This is a genomic window from Gloeotrichia echinulata CP02, assembly GCA_038087035.1.
In the GTDB taxonomy this organism is placed as follows: Bacteria; Cyanobacteriota; Cyanobacteriia; order Cyanobacteriales; family Nostocaceae; genus Gloeotrichia; species Gloeotrichia echinulata.
In genome coordinates this window covers 2,460,716-2,482,099 of the sequence record CP051187.1, presented here as the reverse complement: position 1 = coordinate 2,482,099, position 21,384 = coordinate 2,460,716, and the positions used below count along the sequence as shown (strand labels likewise).

Annotated in this window: 21 protein-coding genes; 16 read left to right on the top strand and 5 right to left on the bottom strand. The window is 43.0% G+C overall.

Annotated elements, in window-relative coordinates; all coding sequences use genetic code 11:
* Positions 1 to 94 precede the first annotated feature (94 nt).
* From HEQ19_10885 to HEQ19_10875, 3 genes are all read left to right on the top strand, one after another.
* A complete protein-coding gene (locus tag HEQ19_10885; GenBank protein WYL99947.1) occupies positions 95 to 1,165 on the top strand; it encodes an LOG family protein in 1,071 nt (356 codons plus the stop codon).
* Positions 1,166 to 1,230: 65 nt separating this feature from the next.
* Positions 1,231 to 1,512: a hypothetical protein gene (locus HEQ19_10880; GenBank protein ID WYL99946.1), complete on the top strand. Its 282-nt coding sequence runs from the start codon at positions 1,231 to 1,233 to the stop codon at positions 1,510 to 1,512.
* Between the two features lie 365 nt (positions 1,513 to 1,877).
* Entirely contained in the window at positions 1,878 to 3,200 is a 1,323-nt protein-coding gene (locus HEQ19_10875; GenBank protein WYL99945.1) for a D-alanyl-D-alanine carboxypeptidase, read from the top strand.
* Positions 3,201 to 3,277: 77 nt separating this feature from the next.
* Here HEQ19_10875 and lptC read toward each other — a convergent pair whose 3' ends face one another.
* The 3 genes from lptC to metG form a co-directional block, all read right to left on the bottom strand.
* The gene (gene lptC / locus HEQ19_10870; GenBank protein WYM03351.1) at positions 3,278 to 4,528 is read right to left on the bottom strand and encodes an LPS export ABC transporter periplasmic protein LptC; all 1,251 of its coding nucleotides are present in this window, start codon (positions 4,526 to 4,528) and stop codon (positions 3,278 to 3,280) included.
* 20 nt (positions 4,529 to 4,548) lie between these two features.
* Positions 4,549 to 5,178 carry an NYN domain-containing protein gene (locus HEQ19_10865; GenBank protein ID WYL99944.1) on the bottom strand — a complete coding sequence of 210 codons (630 nt, stop codon included), beginning with the start codon at positions 5,176 to 5,178 and terminating at the stop codon, positions 4,549 to 4,551.
* A 168-nt stretch (positions 5,179 to 5,346) separates the two neighbouring features.
* Complete coding sequence (metG, locus tag HEQ19_10860) at positions 5,347 to 6,948, bottom strand: methionine--tRNA ligase (GenBank protein ID WYL99943.1); 1,602 nt, start codon at positions 6,946 to 6,948, stop codon at positions 5,347 to 5,349.
* A gap of 669 nt (positions 6,949 to 7,617) precedes the next feature.
* On the opposite strand from metG, the gene HEQ19_10855 reads away from it, so the two are divergent.
* The gene (locus HEQ19_10855; protein ID WYL99942.1) at positions 7,618 to 8,028 is read left to right on the top strand and encodes a 1-acyl-sn-glycerol-3-phosphate acyltransferase; all 411 of its coding nucleotides are present in this window, start codon (positions 7,618 to 7,620) and stop codon (positions 8,026 to 8,028) included.
* A 224-nt stretch (positions 8,029 to 8,252) separates the two neighbouring features.
* On the opposite strand, the gene HEQ19_30880 is transcribed toward HEQ19_10855, so the two are convergent.
* The gene (locus HEQ19_30880) at positions 8,253 to 8,405 is read right to left on the bottom strand and encodes a hypothetical protein (GenBank protein ID WZI67178.1); all 153 of its coding nucleotides are present in this window, start codon (positions 8,403 to 8,405) and stop codon (positions 8,253 to 8,255) included.
* 127 nt (positions 8,406 to 8,532) lie between these two features.
* On the opposite strand from HEQ19_30880, the gene HEQ19_10850 reads away from it, so the two are divergent.
* From HEQ19_10850 to HEQ19_10840, 3 genes are all read left to right on the top strand, one after another.
* On the top strand, positions 8,533 to 9,939 hold the full coding sequence (locus tag HEQ19_10850; protein WYL99941.1) for a transposase: 1,407 nt from the start codon (positions 8,533 to 8,535) through the stop codon (positions 9,937 to 9,939).
* Positions 9,940 to 10,085: 146 nt separating this feature from the next.
* The gene (locus tag HEQ19_10845) at positions 10,086 to 10,898 is read left to right on the top strand and encodes an alpha/beta hydrolase (GenBank protein WYL99940.1); all 813 of its coding nucleotides are present in this window, start codon (positions 10,086 to 10,088) and stop codon (positions 10,896 to 10,898) included.
* Between the two features lie 292 nt (positions 10,899 to 11,190).
* Positions 11,191 to 12,672 (top strand): leucyl aminopeptidase, encoded by a 1,482-nt coding sequence (locus HEQ19_10840; protein ID WYL99939.1) that lies wholly within the window; start codon positions 11,191 to 11,193, stop codon positions 12,670 to 12,672.
* Positions 12,673 to 12,708: 36 nt separating this feature from the next.
* Here the strand turns inward: HEQ19_10840 and HEQ19_10835 are convergent, their stop codons facing one another.
* Positions 12,709 to 13,011 carry a hypothetical protein gene (locus HEQ19_10835; protein ID WYL98105.1) on the bottom strand — a complete coding sequence of 101 codons (303 nt, stop codon included), beginning with the start codon at positions 13,009 to 13,011 and terminating at the stop codon, positions 12,709 to 12,711.
* 276 nt (positions 13,012 to 13,287) lie between these two features.
* On the opposite strand from HEQ19_10835, the gene plsX reads away from it, so the two are divergent.
* The 9 genes from plsX to HEQ19_10790 all read left to right on the top strand — a co-directional run bounded on the left by plsX (position 13,288) and on the right by HEQ19_10790 (position 21,327).
* Positions 13,288 to 14,313 carry a phosphate acyltransferase PlsX gene (plsX, locus tag HEQ19_10830; protein ID WYL99938.1) on the top strand — a complete coding sequence of 342 codons (1,026 nt, stop codon included), beginning with the start codon at positions 13,288 to 13,290 and terminating at the stop codon, positions 14,311 to 14,313.
* Between the two features lie 105 nt (positions 14,314 to 14,418).
* Positions 14,419 to 15,411 carry a beta-ketoacyl-ACP synthase 3 gene (locus HEQ19_10825; GenBank protein WYL99937.1) on the top strand — a complete coding sequence of 331 codons (993 nt, stop codon included), beginning with the start codon at positions 14,419 to 14,421 and terminating at the stop codon, positions 15,409 to 15,411.
* Positions 15,412 to 15,534: 123 nt separating this feature from the next.
* Positions 15,535 to 16,416, top strand: coding sequence for an ACP S-malonyltransferase (fabD, locus tag HEQ19_10820; GenBank protein ID WYL99936.1), 882 nt, complete (start codon positions 15,535 to 15,537; stop codon positions 16,414 to 16,416).
* 3 nt (positions 16,417 to 16,419) lie between these two features.
* Positions 16,420 to 16,803, top strand: a complete 384-nt coding sequence (locus tag HEQ19_10815) for a type II toxin-antitoxin system HicB family antitoxin (protein ID WYM03350.2) — start codon at positions 16,420 to 16,422, stop codon at positions 16,801 to 16,803.
* Positions 16,800 to 17,291, top strand: coding sequence for a type II toxin-antitoxin system VapC family toxin (locus tag HEQ19_10810; GenBank protein WYL99935.1), 492 nt, complete (start codon positions 16,800 to 16,802; stop codon positions 17,289 to 17,291). Before HEQ19_10815 ends, HEQ19_10810 begins: the two co-directional genes overlap by 4 nt.
* A 446-nt stretch (positions 17,292 to 17,737) precedes the next feature.
* Positions 17,738 to 18,451 (top strand): PspA/IM30 family protein, encoded by a 714-nt coding sequence (locus HEQ19_10805; protein WYL99934.1) that lies wholly within the window; start codon positions 17,738 to 17,740, stop codon positions 18,449 to 18,451.
* 11 nt (positions 18,452 to 18,462) lie between these two features.
* Positions 18,463 to 19,359 (top strand): phosphate ABC transporter substrate-binding protein, encoded by an 897-nt coding sequence (locus HEQ19_10800; protein ID WYL99933.1) that lies wholly within the window; start codon positions 18,463 to 18,465, stop codon positions 19,357 to 19,359.
* Between the two features lie 129 nt (positions 19,360 to 19,488).
* The gene (locus HEQ19_10795; GenBank protein WYL99932.1) at positions 19,489 to 20,127 is read left to right on the top strand and encodes a lysophospholipid acyltransferase family protein; all 639 of its coding nucleotides are present in this window, start codon (positions 19,489 to 19,491) and stop codon (positions 20,125 to 20,127) included.
* Between the two features lie 162 nt (positions 20,128 to 20,289).
* Positions 20,290 to 21,327, top strand: coding sequence for an AI-2E family transporter (locus HEQ19_10790; protein WYL99931.1), 1,038 nt, complete (start codon positions 20,290 to 20,292; stop codon positions 21,325 to 21,327).
* Positions 21,328 to 21,384 lie beyond the last annotated feature (57 nt).

Sequence of the window (21,384 nt, the reverse complement as noted above, 5' to 3'; positions counted from 1 at the left end):
TTTCAACTTCTTTGTTCCCTGCTGTAATCCTTCGATGACAACTAACCACTGATACGCAACAGTAAAATTTAATGCCATTTTGGCAAAAGTTCTCATGGTCTCATCTGTGTCGTTTGAAACATTAGAGTCTCTTCAAGCGGATATCGCTGAATTAATTGATCGCTTACCGACGTTAAAACATCGGCAGTTAATCATGCAAGCACTTGCTACCATAGTGCGTCTAGCTGATACTGAAATCGAGCGTCTTGATTGGAAAATATTATCGGCTGCTTTAGCAGACATGGAGCGGGGTTTTGAGTTGTTTTATGACTACCGACACGTCCGCAAAGTCACCATTTTTGGTTCGGCTCGGCTAGCTCCAGAAACCTCAGAGTACCATATGGCAGTGGAGTTTGGTCGCGCTATTTCTCAATTGGGCTTCATGGTCATCACAGGCGGTGGTGGCGGGATTATGCAGGCGGGTCACGAAGGTGCGGGACGAGAAAATTCCTTTGGTTTGAATATTCAGTTACCATTTGAGCAACAAGCGAACCCGTTTATTGAAGGCGATCCCAAGCTGATTCACTTTAAGTATTTCTTCACCCGCAAGTTATTTCTGCTTAAAGAAAGTGATGCTGTCGCTTTGTTTCCAGGTGGCTTTGGTACCCAAGACGAAGCTTTTGAGTGCATGACCTTAAGCCAGAACGGGAAATTTGGTCCCGTACCTGTGGTATTAATCGACCCGCCTGGTGGCGATTACTGGCGGTCTTGGAGCGAATATATTGATCAGCAACTAGTACAAAAAGGTCTTGTCAGTCCCGAAGACCCCAGCCTTTATACAGTGACAGACAACCTGGAAATAGCTTGCAATGCCATTACCCGTTTTTACCAAGTTTATCACTCCAGTCGCTATGTAGGTAATCAGTTAGTCATCCGCCTAACGACAGATTTATCCGAGTCAGAATTAGAACAACTCAATGCTGAATTCAGCGACATCCTTGTGAAAGGAACAATTGAAAAAAGTCAGGCATTGCCTCAAGAAGGGCAAGATGAAACAATTGGACTACCCCGCCTGGTTTTGTACTTCAATCAACGAGATTTGGGGCGGTTGTACCAAATGATTGCTGCTATTAACCAGATGGGTACTCATTCACCAGAGGAAACGGGACATCCAGAAAGGAAATAGACATTAACGAATCGCGGAAGTCCCCACCCTCAACTCGTGAGTTCGGTGGGGATAGGGAGTGGGGGATGAGGATTACATCTGGAATTGATTTTTTACCAGGTAAAAACAAATTTTTGATGGATGACGAATCCCTAGGATTTTCTGCTAATATATTTACTGTCTTGACCATCAATGCCATAAGCGAAAACCAAGCTAATAGGTATATGTTGCAAGAAGAAGATTTGGGTCTTGGGAATCAGGACTCCTGCCCTTGGAAGGAATGTAAGACCAAAAAAACTACGGAGTTTTTGAGGCTATTCCTGATGAATTGGGAAGCTCAGACTTCAGCCGTAGGCAAGTCTGAGTAGTTCACACCATATAACCTAAACAAATACTGCATAGCAATTATAATTAGGTTGTGAAAATTGCAAAACTTCAGAACCCCGCTTTTTCAGACAAAGCGGGGTTCTCCACAATATATTGCATATTGCGGAAAATTTAAATCGATTTAAATCGAGAATTTATCCCTAGAGGGCTACAATAGATTCGTCTATTTTTATACAAAAACAATAAGTATTATTGAGTTGTCCACTAAATAACAAAAACAATGTTATCTAACTTACTTCCCAATCGGAAAAACACCAGTTATTATGACTCCATGCTGATGAGCTTAAAAAAAACCTGTATATTAGCACAGTAAAGTACTTCACACATCCTGAGAGAGGAATAAAAAATGCTGGAATTATTTGGATCAGGTTTGGTTTCGCTCTGGTTAGAAATGGCCGGGGTACAGCTTAAGCCTTTAGATGCCTTAGATGCATTGAGTTGGCAAAGTAGCCCTGGCTTGGTGCTGGCGCCTGATCCAAATCCAGCGGGAGCTAAGACAGTCCAGGAATATTTGAAAGGGTTGCTCACCTCAAAACTGGTGCCACAGAATCTGATCGAAAGTCAGGGAATTTGGATGCAGTCTGGGCCGATGCTGATGGCTAATCACCAAGGGACAACGGCTTTACCTGCTGCTTCCTTAACCAAAGTTGCTACCTCACTAGTTGCGTTCAAAACTTGGGGACCAGACCACCAATTTGATACTCTTATTAGTGCCACAGGCCCAGTGGTTAATGGTGTCTTGCAGGGCGATTTGGTGATTGCTGGTGGTGGTGATCCGATGTTTGTATGGGAAGAAGGGATCGCCCTGGGTAATACTCTCAATAAAATGGGGATCAAGCAGGTAAAGGGAAATTTGGTAATTACTGGCACTTTCGCCATGAATTTCCAACGAAATCCCCTACAAGCAGGTCAATTGCTCAAGCAAACCCTGAATTTCGCCACTTGGACTCGCTCGGAAAATTATATTTACTCGATTATGCCCAAGGGCACACCCAAGCCTCAAGTTTTAATAGGGGGTACTATTAAAGTAGAAGCACAGGCAAATCCCCAACAAACCTTGCTGGTGCGTCACCGTTCCTTGCCCTTGAGACAAATTATTAAGGAAATGAACGTTTATAGTAACAATGATATAGCAGAAATGCTGGCAGAGTCTGTAGGGGGATCAACTGTAGTGCAAGCAACCGCTGCCAAGCTTGCTAGGATACAAGACGCCGAAATTCAATTAATCAATGGTTCGGGACTCGGACCTGAAAATCGCATTTCGCCTAGGGCTGTTTGTGCGATGTTTATGGCGATGCAACGGGAAGCCGTCGCCAATGGGCTGACTCTATCTGACTTGTTTCCGATGTCTGGATTCGATCATCGGGGAACAGTGCATTCTAGACACCTCCCTCCAGCCACAGTGATCAAAACTGGCACCCTTCGAGATGTTAGCGCTTTAGCCGGAGTAATGCCAACACGCGATCGCGGTTTAGTCTGGTTTGCGATCATTAACCGTGGTCCGAATGTCTCCGCTTTCCGTACTGGACAAGACCAACTCCTCCAAGGTCTGGTAAAACATTTGCAAGTTGCTTTGCAAGTCCCCACCGCCCTCACACCCCACTCAACCGTCAACTCTTTACCCGAACTAGGTGCAACCAGTCGCAATGAAATTTTGGTCAGACGTTAGTCATTTGTCATTTGTCATTTGTCATTTGTCAGTGGTAACTACTTTTGACCCATGACCCATGACCCATGACCCATGACCTATTGCCTCTTGACTTTCTCTTGAGGAATAATCTCTGTCACTACCCTACCACCCGAACTACCACCGTTAACGACAATATTTTCTGTTTGCAGATTGCCGACGGCTGTTTCTCCGGTAAAATTTAATGGTGGGTCAACTTGCTTATAGACTACATTTCCCTTGGCTTCTACGAACTTTTTGTCGAGATACCAAGTTAGTGTTTGCGATTTAAGGTTCTGGAGGCGTTGTCCAATGGCATTGACATTGCCTGTTAAATAAACGGTTTTTTGGGGGATTTTCATTTCGCCTTGATTGGCGGTAACGGTAACATTTTCGGCACTGTGAAAGACACGCACAGGCGAATTTGTGGTGACAGTTTCTGTATTCATGTTCCAATTCATAGAGTTACTAGCTATTTGCATTGGTGGGTCTAGTAATTCTATTTGGGCATTTTGTTTGACAGTAGCAATTTTAGTTTTTAAGTTAATTTCGGCAGCATTACCCCTACCACGGTCGGTAATTTGGTTATTTTTATAGCGGTTAATTTGTAAAGGGCGATCGCTAATTAACTTTTCTTCTTTGATCTGCCAAAGTAAATGTTCAGTTCGCATTTGCATGAGCATTTGCGGATCGACGGAGGTGGCTACTACGCCTCCAGAAAAATCTATTCGTTGTTCACGGGTTTTAACTCGTGCTTCTTGCGCCACTGCTTGTAGTTGTTTATGAGTTCCGTTAATCTGCTGGCGGACAATTAATAAATCTTCTTTGGGGCGCCATTCTAATTCATTACCTTGTAATACAATGCCGTTGCGGGGGTCTGTAGCAAGAATCTTACCCTTGAGAAACAGCTGTTTTCCGTCCTGTTCAATATCTGCTCGTTCTGCTTTGATTTGGTAAACTACTTTGCCATCTTGATAAAGTTCACCATCAGGACTTTCAGCTTGGCCAATTTGCTTTTCTTTGGTGTATTTTGCCTGTTTAGCACGGACTTTCCAAATCGGTCTCCCGACTTCATCAAACTGTTCAAAAGCAATCCCAAAGAAAGTCAAATTGCTATCCATATCTTGTCCAGGTGAACCTGAAGCATTTGGTTGAGGATCGGTGGGGGATTTACCAGAACAGGCCACCAACCCCATTACCAAGAAAAATATCAAAGGCAGGTGATACCAATTTACTTTTGATTGTAAACAACTAAGATGTTGGCATGAGAAGAATTGGGGGTATTTAGGGCAAATTGCCCCCTTTGTCAATCTCTGCTCCCTTTGTTTCATTCTGCCTTCTTGCTGGTTCATTAATCCTGAATTTCTAGGTGTCCGTCAGCATCTCTTGGGTCATCCAAAAAACCTATACCAGATAATGGTCGATATGGATAGCTTTGGCGCGGAGTTTTTTGGATGTCTTCTTTGATGGCTTCTAAATCAATATAGCGATCGCTAACATTGATTAAGCTATCACTGGTCATTGAGCGTAAACTCACGACCTCTACCCGCACGCCACGATAGCTAACCGAATTTACGGCGTAGGCTAAATCGCCGTCGCCACTGACTAACACTGCCGTATCATATGAGTCTACTAAAGCCATCATATCTACTGCTATTTCTACATCTAGGTTAGCTTTTTTTGAGCCATCTGGCAGTTGTACCAAATCCTTAGCAATTACTCGATAACCGTTGCGTCGCATCCACAACAAAAAACCTTGTTGCTTCTCGTTTGTCCGGTCTACTCCTGTGTAGAAAAAAGCACGTAGCAATCTCGATCCGCCAGTTAATCGACACAGCAACTTCGTGTAATCAATTTCGATTCCTAGTTGCAGAGCAGCATAAAATAAATTTGAACCATCAATAAATATTGCTACCCGACCCCGATTTTCCAAAACCTGTTCTGGCGTGAATATTGAGTCGTTTTCCAAATTATTCAACATTGTTGTCATACCTCGGTTTTTATTCTTGTAATTTTTGATACAAACATTCTACTTTTTACATGCAATTTAGATCGGCTTATGATAAGTTTCCGGGGCTAATTCATACAGCCCCGATAAATCTTTTGAGAAAATTAGAAATTGATCAAAATCAAAAATCGATTGCTAGCACTAAGCGTTTTTAGGGAGTTCTATGCGCTTAAATATTGGTTGGGGTGTCCCCAACTGTTGTTTAGTGGATATAACTCCCCATTTAGCATGGATGTCAAAAGGTGCAGCAATTGCACTCTCTGTCTGCTCGTTAAAGTTGATCCCGAAGCCCAACTGCTGATAAATATCGCTGCTGATATTGGGAATCACTGGTGAGAGCAGATAAGCGCCTAGTCTAACTGATTCTAAAACTGCATACAGCACTTCTTCCAATGCTTGCTGCTGTCCTTGCTTATATAATGACCAAGGGGCTTGTTCATCAATAAACTTATTGCTGGCTTGCACCAGTAATAGCACAGCCTCGCACGCTTGATTGAAAGCTAGCGCTTCGTAGGCTTGTTTTACCTGTTCCCCTAGACGTAAACCAATCGCTTTTAAAGGATTTTCAGGCGAAATGGCTTCATTTGCGATTGGCACTAAATTGCCCTCGCAATATTTCTTCACCATATTCAAAGTGCGATTGAGCAAATTACCTAAATCATTTGCCAAATCTGCATTCAGAACATTAATGAATCTAATTTCATTAAAATCGCCATCTTTGCCAAAATCGATTTCCTTAAGGAAGTAATAACGAACGGCATCACTACCGTAACGCTGAACTAATCCTATGGGATCAAGGGTATTACCCAGACTTTTACCCATTTTCTGACCATCTTTGGTCAAAAAGCCATGTCCAAATACACGGTTCGGTAAGGGTAAGCCTGCTGATAACAGCATTGCAGGCCAATAAACTGCATGGAAGCGTAAAATATCTTTACCAATCAGGTGCAAGTTTATGGGCCACCATGTCCCTAAAGCATTGGCTAAGGTCGGTTCGGCGTCTGGCTCTAATAATGCTGTGACATAACCCAGGAGTGCATCAAACCAAACATAAAGGGTGTGCTTGGGATCAACTGGTACGGGAAAACCCCAATCTAAATTCACCCGTGAAATTGAAAAGTCTTGTAAACCTTGGTTTACAAAGCTTATAACTTCATTACGGCGACTCTCTGGTAGAATAAAATCCGGCTGAGACTGGTAAAACTCTTGCAGCTGGGTTTGATATTTGGATAAGCGGAAGAAGTAGTTTTGCTCGTCGCGCCACTCGACTTCTTTGTTAATGTGAATCGGACAACGCTTTCCCTCTAGTAGTTCCCGTTCTTCTTTAAATTCTTCACAGGACACACAGTACCAGCCTTGTTGTTGTCCCTGGTAGATGTCACCAGATTCCCATACGCGCAAGAAGAATTCTTCGACGATCGCTTGATGGCGAGGCGCGGTAGTCCGACTAAAGCGATCATATTGAATGTTGAGCAATTGCCACAAGCTGGCAAACTTAGGAACTATTTCATCGCAAAACTCTTGCGGTGCTTTAAGTGCAGCCTCCGCTGTCCGTTGTATTTTTTGCCCATGCTCATCTGTACCGGTAATCAGCAGCACCCGATGTCCCAACAGTCTGTGAAACCGCGCTACCACATCGGCGGCTATAGTTGTATAAGCACTGCCTATGTGAGGAACATCGTTTACATAATATAACGGTGTCGTCAGTGCAAATGTTTTTTCTGTTTTATCCACTAGACTCATGCAGAATAAAAAGTAACTTCTTAAAACGTTTTCTATCTAACTTCTGTCGGCAAAACCACGTAATTATATAACATTGCTACCTTTTTTTCAAACAACACCTTAATATTAGCAAATTTATTCTGTCAGAATTGTTTTCTATTAGCTATAAATCGAGGTATTTTCTGCCCAAAAGAGAGAAAATAGCTCCTAACAATCTGGGGAAAACCTTTCGATTGCATTTAAAGTGATTAGGAACACAAAATCCTCAGACGGTGTTTGAAAAGTCCGCTTTCATGTGCCTTGGCGATGAGAAATCGCGGCTATACAAACAAAACCTGCCGACCCAGGTTAGAAAAACGTTGATTTTGTGTTAGTCCACGCAGGCGGACTTCTCTGCGTTAAGAGCGGGACGCTACACAAACGCGGAGCGTGTCGTAGACAGACGCTACGCGAATGTTTGTGTACTAGCGATTTCTAATCGCCGAGAACTTTTCAAACATCCTCTAAACCACTAAAATATCTCATTTTTTGCTCATAAAGACATTTCTACCTGAAGACGGTCATAGGGGTAATAAAGAAATGTAAAAATTAAGTCAAGATAAACTACGATATTTTCCGAAAAATATATTAATTAATTATGAATATGATTAGTTGCGATCAATAGCTGACTTTTCCTTAGCAGCGCTGTCAATGCAAATCTCTCGCTATTACGAAGATCGTATTCCGCGAAATCCCAGTGTTTTAGTAGTCAGCAATCATCGCAGCTTTATGGATGTACTCGTTCTTATGACGGCTCCATCGAGTCCGATTCGTTTTGCTTGTCACCAGGATTTGCTAATTTTGCCAGTGGCGATCGCCTCCCTCCCAAAAATTAACACTGCTGCTTTTCCCTTGCGCCTGTTGAGTTTGTTTGACCCTTCAGAACCGTTGTTTAATCAACCAGGTTGGCATCCCTTAGTTATATATCATCGAGTTGCAGTATTAATTGGTCGCCCTTATTGCGTCAACGTTGTTATGAGTGAGGAATTAGGAGTGAGGAGTAAAATCCGTTTTTTTTCGGCGCTGTCTGCATCCTCTGCGGTTAAAAAGTCATTTATTTAACCACCCAGACACAGAGGACACAGAGACAAGAGATGAAAAGGGGATTTGTTGAGCAAAGTTTTTACACACCTTGAAAGGGCTAGTCCTATCCCTAGTTCCTAATCCCTCATGAACATTTAAAGCCTTATAAGAATACAGGCTGAAAACCCTTGAGTATGTGTATCGGAGCGTGGCGAAGATACACATACGTGCTTTAGACAAGGGATGAAAGCCGTTTAAGCGGTTTACCGCTCTGTGGCGCTAGACTTTTTCGGCTCTGGTAGCGTGTCTATTAAGTCTTCAACTATTTGGGTAATAGTCTTGTCCTTTTCAACTGCTAATAAGCGTAACTTATTGAGCCTGCGTTGACTTATCCGAATAAATAAACCTTTTTTCATCACATAAATATACGATAGATATACATTAATGATAATATATATTCAGCTAAAGAAACAAGGAGGTGATTCAATCTTGCTGACAAACTATGTGTACAAACTCAGACCTAACACTAAACAATCATCAACAATGAGTAACTGGGTAGATATGCTTAGAAGCCATTACAACTGGTGTTTGAATGACCGAATAACTCAATACGCCCAACAATTCATTCAGGGAGATTACTGTGATATTAGAACCAAGGCTGAAGCTTGCCCTATAACTTGTTTTGTTAGCAAGAACGGTGCTACAGGTGAACCCTGGAAAGATGATAAAAAAGCCAATCCTAGACGTGTTGCTGGTGATATCCAAATTACAGCCTTGCCTACATTAAAAAAGGCTAGACCTTGGTTTGCTGGCATTGATTCAACCGTATTGCAGCAGAATGTAAAACGATTAGATAGAGCATACGAAAATTTCTTTAATGGTAGAGGATTCCCTAAATTCAAAAATCGCTCTAACTTCACATCTTTTACTTACCAAATGGGTATTAAGGTGCAGAAAAATAAAATCTACCTACCCAAACTAGGGTGGATGAGATTTTACAATTCTCGCTCAATACCTGATGGATTCACGATTAAATATGCTACCTTACGCAAGCGTCAAGATGGCTGGTATGTTTCTATCCGAATAGAAGATAAAGCAGTACCAGACTACAGTGCTAGACCATTGACTGATTTCAATAAAATAGTTGGGTGTGATTTAGGTATAACTAAACTTGTACATCTATCTGATGGATACCAGATAGAAAATCCTAAATTCTTGACCAATAAAAAAACTAAACACATTCTCAAAAACAGGCAGCGTCAAATTAATCGGAAAGTAAAAGGTAGCAACAATCGTAAAAAAGCCGCTAAAAAAGTAGGCAGATTTCACAAAAAAATTGCTGATAAGCGTCAAGCATATCAATGGTATGTAGCTAACAAGATTGTTTTGAGGAATGTTGATGCTATTGCTGTTGAGAACTTGAATGTCTCCGCAATGAAGAAACGATGCCAACCAAAAATAGATGATCCAGCACTGAAGACGGGTTTCCCGTCGCAGGCGACTGGCGGTGAAGAGACTGGTAGATTTTTAAAGAATGGACAGTCCAGAAAAAGAGGTTTAAATCGTTCAATCTCTGATAGCGAAGCGTTAGCGAGTCTTCGAGCGTCTGCAAGCTGGAGTGATTTGGTATTGAAAATCGAGTATCTTGCTGCGAAGCATGGAAAGGTTGTCATCAAGGTCAATCCAAAACACACTAGTCAAAAGTGTCAAAATTGTGGTCATGTAGATGCATCAAATCGTGATGTTCGCGGAGCGTCACGAAGTGAAGAAAAGTTCATCTGCACAAGTTGCGGACATATCACCCACGCTGACATTAACGCTGCAAAAAACATCAGAGATAGAGCGTCAAGCATGGTACGCGAGGACTTCGCGAAACCTGAGCCGAAAGGTTCTAAACGCCCAAAACACTGTAAGGAGACATCAACACGCTCATCAGAGCAAACGTGTTGAGCCTGGGAACCTGTGTAAACAGGATATTAAGGCTGTGAAGTCTTAAGAATCCCCTCACCTTTAGGCAGGGGAGTGTCAATGATACCATAAATACATAACTTCGGTTGACATAGGGCAAAATTCATATATAACAACAAAAAATTCAAATGCCAGAAGTTGAGTTAAAGCCGTGTTTCCTTGCTCCTACGCGAGTACAGCCAGAGTATCCACTGTTTGTATATTTGCCTGGAATGGATGGAACGGGTCAATTATTGCGATCGCAAACCAGTGGATTAGAAGTGGCCTTTGATGTCCGCTGTTTCGCGATCCCACGGAAAGACCTCACCTCCTGGGATGTACTAAGTGATAGTGTATTAGATTTAATCCACGCGGAATTAGAAAAAAGTTCCCAGCGACCTGTTTACCTGTGTGGTGAGTCCTTTGGGGGTTGTTTAGCAATGAAAGTGGCTATCAAAGCGCCCCAGCTGTTTGAGCGAATTATCCTGATTAACCCGGCCTCTAGCTTTCAGTTGCTTCCTTGGTTGAATTGGGCTTCCCTTGTAACTCAATGGGTACATCCATGCCTTTATGATCTTGGGGCACTGGCATTATTACCCTTTTTAGCATCTCTACCACGTATTTCTCGGAGCGATCGCCAAGAATTACTCAAAAACATGCGTTCTGTACCACCAGAAACTGTTCTTTGGCGGTTGTCTTTAATCAAGGAGTTTAATGTTGATCCACAACATTTACGTAGCCTGACTCAACCAGTTCTGCTGCTTGGGAGTGCTAGCGATCAGCTTTTACCTTCTGTGAGTGAAGTCACTCGTCTAGCAAATATTTTACCCAATGCCAAGACGCTGGTGCTTCCCTATAGTGGACATGCTTGTTTACTAGAGAAGGAAATCAATCTCTACGAGATTATAGCAAAACACGACTTTTTGGATAGTAGCGGCGCAAAAATTAAAGAATTAGTCTGACTTTCTTAAATACTAGGACTACCCCTTTCAAGGTGACTCGTAAAATCCGGTTTTTTCTCTGCGATCTCTAGGGGTGTGAGGCTTCTGCTGATCTAGCTAAAATTGAGCGCAAATATTATTTTTTTGCTTTCAGATTTTAATTGGTGCAAGGCTGAAAGCCTGATTAAATCGTTAGTACAAATGTTCACCTTAACAGGGGTACTCCTAACTTCTAACTCCTAACTCCTAACTCCTCACTCCTCACTGAATTTTAAGCAATACTGGTACAAGCAGATTTACACAAAATACAAAAATGGCAATTCTAGCAAGTGATACGCCGCTTTTACAGTGGGCTGGTGATACATTGGCAATTGGATTATTTGAAGATGCCGTAGAATTATCTGGAGATTTGGGGACTTTAGATGAAAAGTTTGGCGGAATCTTGAAAGAATTGATTACCGAAGAGGAATTTAAGGGTAAAGCCAATAGCACCATCGCCACACGGGTGGGTGTTGGTGGTGCGATTCGTAAAGTTATTTTCGTGGGTTTGGGAAAAGCGGAAGGCTTGAAACTAGATTCACTGCGCCGGGCTGCTGCGGCTGTAGCCAGAACAGCCAAAAAGCAAAAAACCAAAACCCTGGGAATTAGTTTACCAGTGTGGAATAATGATCCGGCAGCCACAGCCCAAGCGATCGCTGAAGGTGTAGAACTGGCGCTTTACCAGGATACTCGCTTTAAGTCGGAATTAGAGGATAAAAGCCCACCAATAGAAACAGTAGATTTACTAGGATTACCTGGACAGGAAGTAGCGATAACCCGCGCTAATCAGATTGTTTCTGGAGTAATTTTAGCGCGGCAGTTGGTAGCAGCACCAGCGAATGCGGTAACACCGATTACATTAGCAGAAACTGCTCAAGCGATCGCTACTGACTATGGTGTACAAGTGGAAATCCTCGAACGAGAAGACTGCGAAAAGCTGGGTATGGGTGCTTTTTTGGGAGTCGCCCAAGCCTCTGACTTACCGCCTAAATTCATTCACCTAACTTACAAGCCAGAAGGCACACCCACACGGAAATTAGCAATTATCGGTAAAGGTTTAACCTTCGACTCCGGCGGACTCAACATCAAAGGTGTTGGTAGCGGTATTGAAACCATGAAAATTGATATGGGCGGTGCAGCAGCGACCTTGGGTGCTGCAAAAGCCATTGCTCAGATTAAGCCCAGTGTTGAGGTGCATTTTATCTCCGCTGCCACAGAAAACATGATCAGCGGTCACGCCATGCACCCAGGCGACATTCTCACAGCATCTAACGGCAAAACCATAGAAGTCAACAACACCGACGCTGAAGGCCGTTTGACCCTAGCAGACGCCTTAGTATTTGCCGATAAACTGGGAGTAGATGCGATCGTTGATTTAGCAACCCTGACAGGCGCTTGTGTCGTGGCCTTGGGCGAAGATATTGCCGGTTTATTTACAACCGATGATGCTGTAGCCTCTCAACTAGAAAAAGCAGCAGCAGGCGCCGGTGAAAAGATTTGGCGGCTACCAATAGAAGAAAAATATTTAGAAGGACTAAAATCTGGTATAGCCGATTTGAAAAATACTGGTCCGCGTGCAGGTGGGTCTATTACTGCTGCCTTATTCCTCAAGCAATTCGTCAAAGAAACCCCCTGGGCACACTTGGACATTGCAGGGCCAGTCTGGACAGATAAAGACAATGGCTATAACAGTTCTGGTGCCACAGGCTTCGGCGTTCGCACTCTAGTTAACTGGGTGCTGAGTTCAGTAGACTAGTGGGGATTGGGGCATGGGGCATGGGGCATGGGAAAATTACTTCCTTATCTCTCTTATCCTCCCCAGTCCCCAGTCCCCAATGCCCAATGCCCAGTCCCCAATGCCCAATGCCCAATGCCCAATGCCCAATGCCCGTGAGGATATTGACAGAGTTGTAACTTTCTGATAATTTTTCTTTAGTGCCGAAAACCAAGGCCAAAAATTATCTGGTTTGTAAACCACAGTCGCTTTCATTACTAGCCAGCCTGTCAAAAGGTCGAACAGGATGCCGTGATTCGTTAAATAGGTGAAAAATGTTGAAAAACGGCTAAAAGCTTCAAAACAATAATTGACAGCCAAAAAAATAGGCTCGGGTAGAGCCGAATTTACGCTTGTGGACTGTTGGAGCCGACTCCCTTGGTTGTTCGCTCTTAGCGTTCCCGTTCGCGTAGCGTCTCCGAAGGAGAAGGGTAGCAAGAAGCAGACCCTCTAGAAATTACTTCTAGTTGAATGGCGAAGCTTAGATAAGTTTAGCCAAGTTTTGTATGGCAGAAAAGTGAGTTAGCAATGCAAAAGTTACAATTTTTAAGCAAAGCCATCTGGTAAAATTTGTAAGGTTTCTATAAGCTTTAAGCAATGGGATCGACTTGCGTACGGATCGCAATTGACGCAATGGGAGGGGATCACGCACCTGCTGAAATCGTTGCTGGCGCAGTGCGGGCACGAGAAGAATTAGGTGTGAAAGTCTTGTTGGTAGGTGATCCCCAACAAATTGAAGCTGCGCTGCCACCAAAAACTAATTTGGAGCAGATAGAGATCGTTCCTGCTGAGGATGCGATCACTATGGATGAGGAGCCTTTAAGCGCGATTAGACGCAAACCCAAAGCTTCCATCAACGTGGCGATGGATTTAGTCAAGGAACAGCAGGCAGATGCTGTGTTTTCTGCTGGTCACTCAGGGGCAGCTATGGCTGCTGCTTTGCTGCGCTTAGGACGATTGCCGGGAATTGACCGCCCAGCTATTGGAACAGTGTTTCCGACAATCGTCGCGGGTAAGCCAGTGCTAATACTTGATGTCGGCGCAAATGTAGACTGCCGTCCCAAGTTTTTAGAGCAGTTTGCTGTTATGGGGTCGGTTTACAGTCAGTATGTGTTGGGTACAGCTGAACCCAAAGTAGGTTTGTTGAATATCGGTGAAGAAGACTCTAAAGGCAATGATGCCGCAGTCCGCGCTCACCAACTGCTCAAAGACAATTCTCACATCTCCTTTATTGGGAACGCCGAAGGGCGGGATGTGCTTTCCGGTCACTTTGATGTGATTGTCTGTGATGGTTTTGTCGGTAATGTGTTGTTAAAGTTTGCCGAAGCAGTCGGACAAGTGATTTTGCAAATCTTGCGGGAAGAATTGCCCCAAGGATTGCATGGTCAAATCGGTACGGCGCTTTTAAAACCCAACCTCAAGCGCATTAAACAGCGAATGGATCACGCCGAACATGGTGGTGCTTTGCTTTTAGGTGTAGCAGGAATTTGTTTGATCGGTCACGGTAGCTCACAAGCACCTTCGATTTTTAATGCAATTCGCATGGCCAAAGAAGCTGTAGACAACCAGGTGCTAGAACGAATTAAGTCCCAATATCAAAGCCTACAGCGAGAAAGTGGTTAACAATCAGTCATTTGTCGTTTGTCATTTGTCCTTTATCATTTGCAAGGACAAAGGATAAAGGGCAACGAACAAAAGACAAAAAGCTGATAACTGGGGAGAGTAGGAGTGCAAAAGTTAGGTATAGCAATTACAGGAAGTGGCTCGGCAGTTCCAGAAACTTCCCTCCACAACCAGGATCTGACTGAACTCGTGGAAACATCAGATGATTGGATTACCACAAGAACGGGAATTCGTCAACGGCGATTGGCGCTGCCAACTGAGTCTTTAAGTCAAATAGCTGCTGCTGCCAGCCATCAGGCGATCGCCGCTGCTGGAATTACAGCACAAGACTTAGATCTGATTCTGCTGGCAACCTCAACCCCTGATGACCTATTTGGTAGTGCTTGTCAAATTCAGGCGGAAATCGGAGCTATCAACGCCGTAGCTTTTGATTTAACAGCTGCCTGCTCAGGCTTTGTATTTGGACTTGTAACGGCTGCCCAATACATTAGAACAGGTGTTTATCAAAATGTACTATTGATAGGAGCGGATATCCTCTCCCGTTGGGTAGATTGGCAAGACAGACGCACATGTGTTCTGTTTGGCGATGGAGCCGGAGCAGTTGTATTGCAAGCCAACCAGAGCGATCGCTTATTAGGATTTACCCTCAAAAGCGATGGCACTCAAAACCACTACCTCAATCTCGGCTATAAAGGCTCTTCCCACGAACTGATTCCCGGTGTAAATGTCAGCAAAGGGACTTACCAGCCAATTACCATGAACGGCAAAGAAGTGTATCGGTTTGCCGTCCAAAAAGTGCCCGAAGTCATCGATAAAGCCTTATTTCAGGCTAACCTGACTGTCGAGCAAATCGATTGGTTACTATTACATCAGGCTAATCAGCGCATACTCGATGCCGTTGCCCAACGCCTAAATATTCCCAATCATAAAGTTATCAGTAATCTTGCCAATTATGGCAACACCTCAGCCGCCTCCATCCCAATTGCCCTAGATGAAGCAGTACGGCAAGGAAAAATTCAACCTAACGACATCATTGTTACATCAGGTTTTGGCGCCGGACTCACCTGGGGCGCGGCAATTTTTCAATGGGGAAGATAAATATTTTGTCCTTTGTCCTTTGTCATTAGTCATTTGTCCTTTGTTTATGACCAATGACCAATGACCAATGACCAATGACCAATGACCAATGACCAATGACCAATGACCAATGACCAATGACCAATGACAAAAACTGCATGGGTTTTTCCCGGACAAGGTTCCCAAGTACACAATATGGGAATAGACTTATTAAGTATACCCGCCGCTCAAGATAAATTTGCTCAAGCTGAGGCAATTTTGGGCTGGTCTGTCACACAAATCTGTCAAAGTGATATTGAAAACTTATCAAGGACGCTTTACACCCAGCCCAGTCTTTATGTGGTAGAAAGTATTCTGGTCGATATTATTCGAGAACGGGGGCATAAACCAGATTTAGTTGCTGGTCACAGTTTGGGAGAATATATTGCCCTTTATGTCGCTGGTGTGTTTGACTGGTCTACCGGTTTACAGTTGGTCAAGCGGCGTGCTGAACTCATGGATAGTGCTGCGGATGGGGTGATGGCAGCTTTGATGAACTTTGACCGCGAAAAGTTAGAAGCAGTTATTGCTCAAACACCTGACGTAGTTCTGGCTAATGATAACAGTCCAGCTCAGGTGATTATTTCGGGTACTGCTGACGGTGTACATACGGTAATGTCTCAAGTTAAAGCCAAGCGTGCTATCCCTTTAAAAGTTTCGGGAGCATTTCACTCACCCTTAATAGCAGATGCGGCTGCAGAATTCCAAGCAGTTTTAGATTCTGTAGAATTTCAGCCAGCGCTGGTGCCAGTATTGTCTAATGTCGAACCACTTCCATCAGTGGATGCCGATGTTTTAAAGCAGCGCTTGAGCAAACAAATGACAGGTTCGGTGCGGTGGCGAGAAATTTCTCTCCAATTACCTGAGCATGGCATTGAGCGAGTAGTGGAAATTGGTCCTGGTAATGTCCTCACTGGTTTGATTAAACGTACTAGCCCTGGTTTAATCTTACAAAACATTCGTAATGTAGCTGAGTTGCCAGAATAGGGAGTGTCAAAAACGCCCTATGGTGGTGAAAGCATTATTATAGGGAAAGAGAACTTAGTATCGCTGTTTATGAATCTTCTCGCCGTTACAAGTTTGAATAGGCTGTCTCTTCATGTTCTGGTTGAAGAGGCATCATCGGGGCGTTTTATAGCATCAGTGCCAGAGTTGCCTGATTGTGCGGCCGAAGCTGAAACCCGTGACAAAGCGATCACAGATGTACAACAGAAGGTGAAAGCTAGACTAGCTAATACTGAGGTGCTAACTCTAGAAGTTGCAAATAATCCCTGGACAGATTTTATTGGCATGTTTGAGGGAGATGAGGACTTTGCTTCCCTGGCTCAGGAACTGCGTAGTGAGCGTGAGTTGGATACAAATAGCACGATATGAGCCTTTGGGTGTTAGATACGGATCATGTGTCCTTGTTATTAGAGCGACATCCACAGGTGAGTCGGCGGGTGGCACAGATGGGAGCAGAGGTGGCGATTTCTATTGTCACGGTTCAGGAATTGTTTAATGGTTGGGTAGTGCGAATTAATGCTGCGAGGGAAGTTAAAGATGTTGTACGACTGTATGGAAAGTTGAACCGAACAGTTGGTCTCTTTGGACGAGTGCGGGTGTTGGATTTTAATGAGAAAGCAGGTGAAATGTTTCAGCGCTTGGTGACAGAAAACCCAACGTTATCGAAACAGCGATTGCAGAAGGATATGCGAATTGCAGCAATTGCCTTAGTGAATGGTGCAGTCGTAGTGACGCGAAGCTATCGAGATTTTTCTCAAGTGTCTTCTTTAACAATTGAGGATTGGTCACGACAGGATGGATCAGGTGATTTCCCCATTGTTTATTGCCTTTCATCCATTTCAATCGATTTAAGCTAAAAGCTAGAAATTTATTTCGCGGCTCAAAACCTACGCAGTATTGGGGTTTAGGACTTAGGAAAATTTTTTCATGGCTTTTGAAGACCATTTTTCATAAAACCTGCGATGGAGCCTGTTGTATTAACATGAAGCACTACGTCAGAAAGACGATAGGTAATCTTGTAACAGGAAGGGAGTAATTGATGATGATTTAGTCTGATAAATTAGACTTTGATTAATTTCAGGTCAACCTTAATAATTGTTCCTTAAATAGGATTTAAATTTCACATAACCAATTCTTTACTTTGTTAAGTAATGTGAAATTTATCTTATTGAAATGTATCTATTTAACCTTGGAAAAACTCAGATTTTATCATAAGGTAAATTATGATAAAAACTATTAGTGGATTGTCTTAAAACACCAAAATCTTACACAACAGACTCATTTGAAAATTTAAGTGGGAACTATGAAAAAAGCCATTTACTGGTTAATGGGAGACAGGGCAGGAAGAACTATAGTTGGTACTTGGAACTGGCTATGGGGAATGCCCGTAGAATCTGGCGGAAAGGTAGCCGTAGCCGTTGCCGAAGAATCCCTAGAATCGATGCAAGAAGCCGTGCAAAAGCTCGCTCAAGCAGTGGCTATGCAAGAAGGTTCTTACAAAACTGCTAAAAATAAATACGAGACAAAAGTTAAAGAATTACAAACCTTTGAGCAGCAAGCGGGGATTGCTAATCGTAGTGGTAATCAAGAAGCAGCGCGGATGGCAATGACAAAGGTAATCCAAACAGAGCAAATATTGCCAAAACTGGAAGAGATGGTTCTACAGGCTGAACAAGCAGTGAAAGCTTCTAAAGACAAACTCAACCGGGAACGGATGAAGTTAGAAGCCTACAAAGCTGATATGCAAAATATGAAAGATATGTCAGAGGTCAATGCAGCCCTAGAGCAAATAGCCAAAGTCAATAATGAATTTGACATTGGTTCGGCTAAAAGTGACTTTGAAAACGCTAAAAATGCTGTTGAGCGTCGGAATATGGGCGCTAAGGCTTTAGCAGAAATTTCTGAAAATCCAGCTGAAAAGCTGCAAGCAGAAATAGAAAACATGACTTTAGACGACGAAGTTGCTCGTCGTTTGGAGAGAATGAACAATCCTAGTCCTAAACAACTACCAGAGTAAATAAATTCACTATGAGTCAGAAAAGCGGACCACCTCCCATTGTTTTTGTCCTGGGATTTTTGTTACTGTTGGCTGGTGGCTGCTGGTGGTTTTTCTTGCGAACCCCAGCACCAAATACTCCAATCGCACAACCAGGTACTGTTCCTACTGGTAATAATGCTCCAGCTTTTTCAGCGCCAACTTCAGTTTCCAGTGGCACCACTGTGAGGATTGATGGTGCTACCAGCATGGTGAACATTAACCAAAATCTTAAAAGAGGTTTTGAGGCACAATTTCCGGGTACAAGGGTAGAAGCAGTTGGCAATGGTACCGACAGGGGAATTCAGGATCTCTTGGTTGGTAAAGTTGACTTTGCAGCTGTATCTCGACCTTTGACTGCACAAGAACAAGGTCAAGGATTGACAGCGGTTCCTGTCACCACAGATGCGATCGCCGTCGTCGTTACCAAAGCAAATCCTTTCCAAGAAGGATTAACTAGCACCCAACTCGCAGATATATTTCAGGGAAAAATTAATAATTGGTCTGCAGTTGGTGGCTCATCAGCAACTATCCGCGTAATTAACAGACCCGTAATTAGTGGAACCAATAAATCGTTTCAGGAATTGGTGCTGAAGGGGGCTAATTTTGGTACTACCCCAAACATTACCACACTGCAACGGGATGCAACAACTCCCCTACTCCAAGCTTTGGGAACTGATGGCATAGGCTATGCTACCTTTGCTCAGGTCGCTACACAGCAAACAGTAAGAGTTGTTCCCGTTGATGGGTTGACCCCAGATGCAAGTGCTTATCCCTACCAACGTCAACTATTTTACGTCTATAAAAACCCTGCTAGCCCTGCAGTGCAAGCATTCTTAGGCTACGCTACTTCGGCTCAAGGACAGCAAGCGTTAGCATTGGGGAATTGATTAAGGGAACTGTTGACGGTTGACTGTTGAGTTAACTATCTAGAGACGCGAAGTTTCGCGTCTCTACGGTTTGATGAAAAGTGATGGCGATCGCTTATGCTAAATTTAGTCTGATTTGAATTATATTCTGTGGGTAAAAGCCGTGAACCGTTGATTAGTCTGACAGTTTATCACACTTTGAAGTGGTCGGTTGTCAGCCCCATGCTTCACACTTACTTTCGGATTCGGATTGATGGTGCTGAAAATGTCCCCCAATCTGGCCCATTAGTGGTAGTGAGCAATCATGCTAGTTACTTTGATCCGCTGATTGTCTCTAATTGCGTACGTCGTCCGGTGGCGTATATGGCTAAAGAAGAGTTGTTTCAAGTCCCAATTCTGGCACAAGTGATTAAATTTTACGGTGCTTACCCCGTCAATCGAGGCACCGCCGATCGCACTGCCATTCGTTCTGCTTTAGAATGCATTGAGAATGGTTGGGCTGTGGGTGTTTTCTTGGAAGGTACTCGCACTAGTGATGGTCGAATTACAGACCCCAAAAGAGGCGCAACCTTACTGGCCGCGAAAGCCAAAGTACCAATTTTACCAGTGAGTTTATGGGGTACTGAGAAGATTTTACAAAAAGGCTTGGTGATACCCCAAGCAGTTCCCATCACTGTTAGAATGGGGAAGTTGATTGATGCGCCCAGTTCTACTAATAAAGAGGAATTGCAGGCCGTGACACAAAAGTGTGCTGCAATAATTAACGAGATGCATGATTTAGGACGTTAACTGATCAAAGCTGGAAAATATACTCTTGGGAGGTAGCCAGGTGTGATCTGTTTCTGTAAGTTTAAGGTCAACAATTGAATTTAGTAGTGGCGCAAGGCCTTGCGCCACTACAGGAACCCACTAGGCGCAATTCACAATTATTCACCTTTCCCTTTACAGCATATGAGCGGCTTTGAAGCCAAGAACTTTTGGCAACGATTAAATAATCTGGCATTAGTCCGTTTTTTGGTGTTCTTTGCTGCAGGTTGGGCAATTGTACAACTTTTAGCTTACTTTGAAACGGTAATTGTGATTTTCACATTTGCCGCAATTTTGGCTTTTTTACTCAGTTATCCTGTAGAATGGCTGCGGCGTTTTTTACCCCATGATGCCGCAGTTTTTGTGGTTTTCTTGTTTAGCATTGTGATTCTTGGGAGTCTCATCATCACTGTGGGTTTGGCTGTTCTATCTCAAGGAGAACAGTTAATTGATACTATCACTGTTTTTTTGAACTCTTTAGTACCTTTAATAGACAGATTTGAAGAGTTTTTGCGTAACCGAAATATTCAAATAGATTTAGGTTTTCTTGAAGAGCAATTACGCAATCAAGCTATATCAACTGTTGTCAATGCCTTATCTATTTTACAACAAGCTCTAACTAATTTTATTACATTTACATTAATTGCTGTAGTAGCTTTTTTTATGCTTTTAGATGGCGAAAAACTTTGGAATTTGATTATAAAAATAATTCCGAGTAATCGCCGCGATAGATTTACAAATATAATGAAACGAAACTTTCTCGGCTTTTTTCGAGGTCAGTTATTATTAAGCTTATTCTTGACCAATTCCAGCTTAATAATTTTTTTAATATTAAAAGTACCTTTTGCCTTACTCTTAGCAACTATAGTTGGGATACTTGATGTCATACCCGGCATAGGAGCGACATTAGGAGTTAGCATCATTACTTTCATTGTATTATCTCAAGATGTTTGGTTAGCATTAAAAGTATTGGTAGCTTGCATTGTCCTCCAGCAAATACAAGACAATTTAATTGCGCCGCGCATTATGCAAGGTTCACTCAATCTTAATCCTGTAGTTGTATTTTTTGCTTTGCTAGTAGGTGCGAGAGTCGCAGGTTTACTAGGTGTTTTTATCTCTATTCCTATTGCTGGTGTAATTGTATCTCTGTTTGAAATTGAGGAAATGAAATCTGAGATTTAGTCATTGGTCATTACTCATGAGTTAGAGAGCAGGAATTCAGGTAAAATCAGGTGTAGA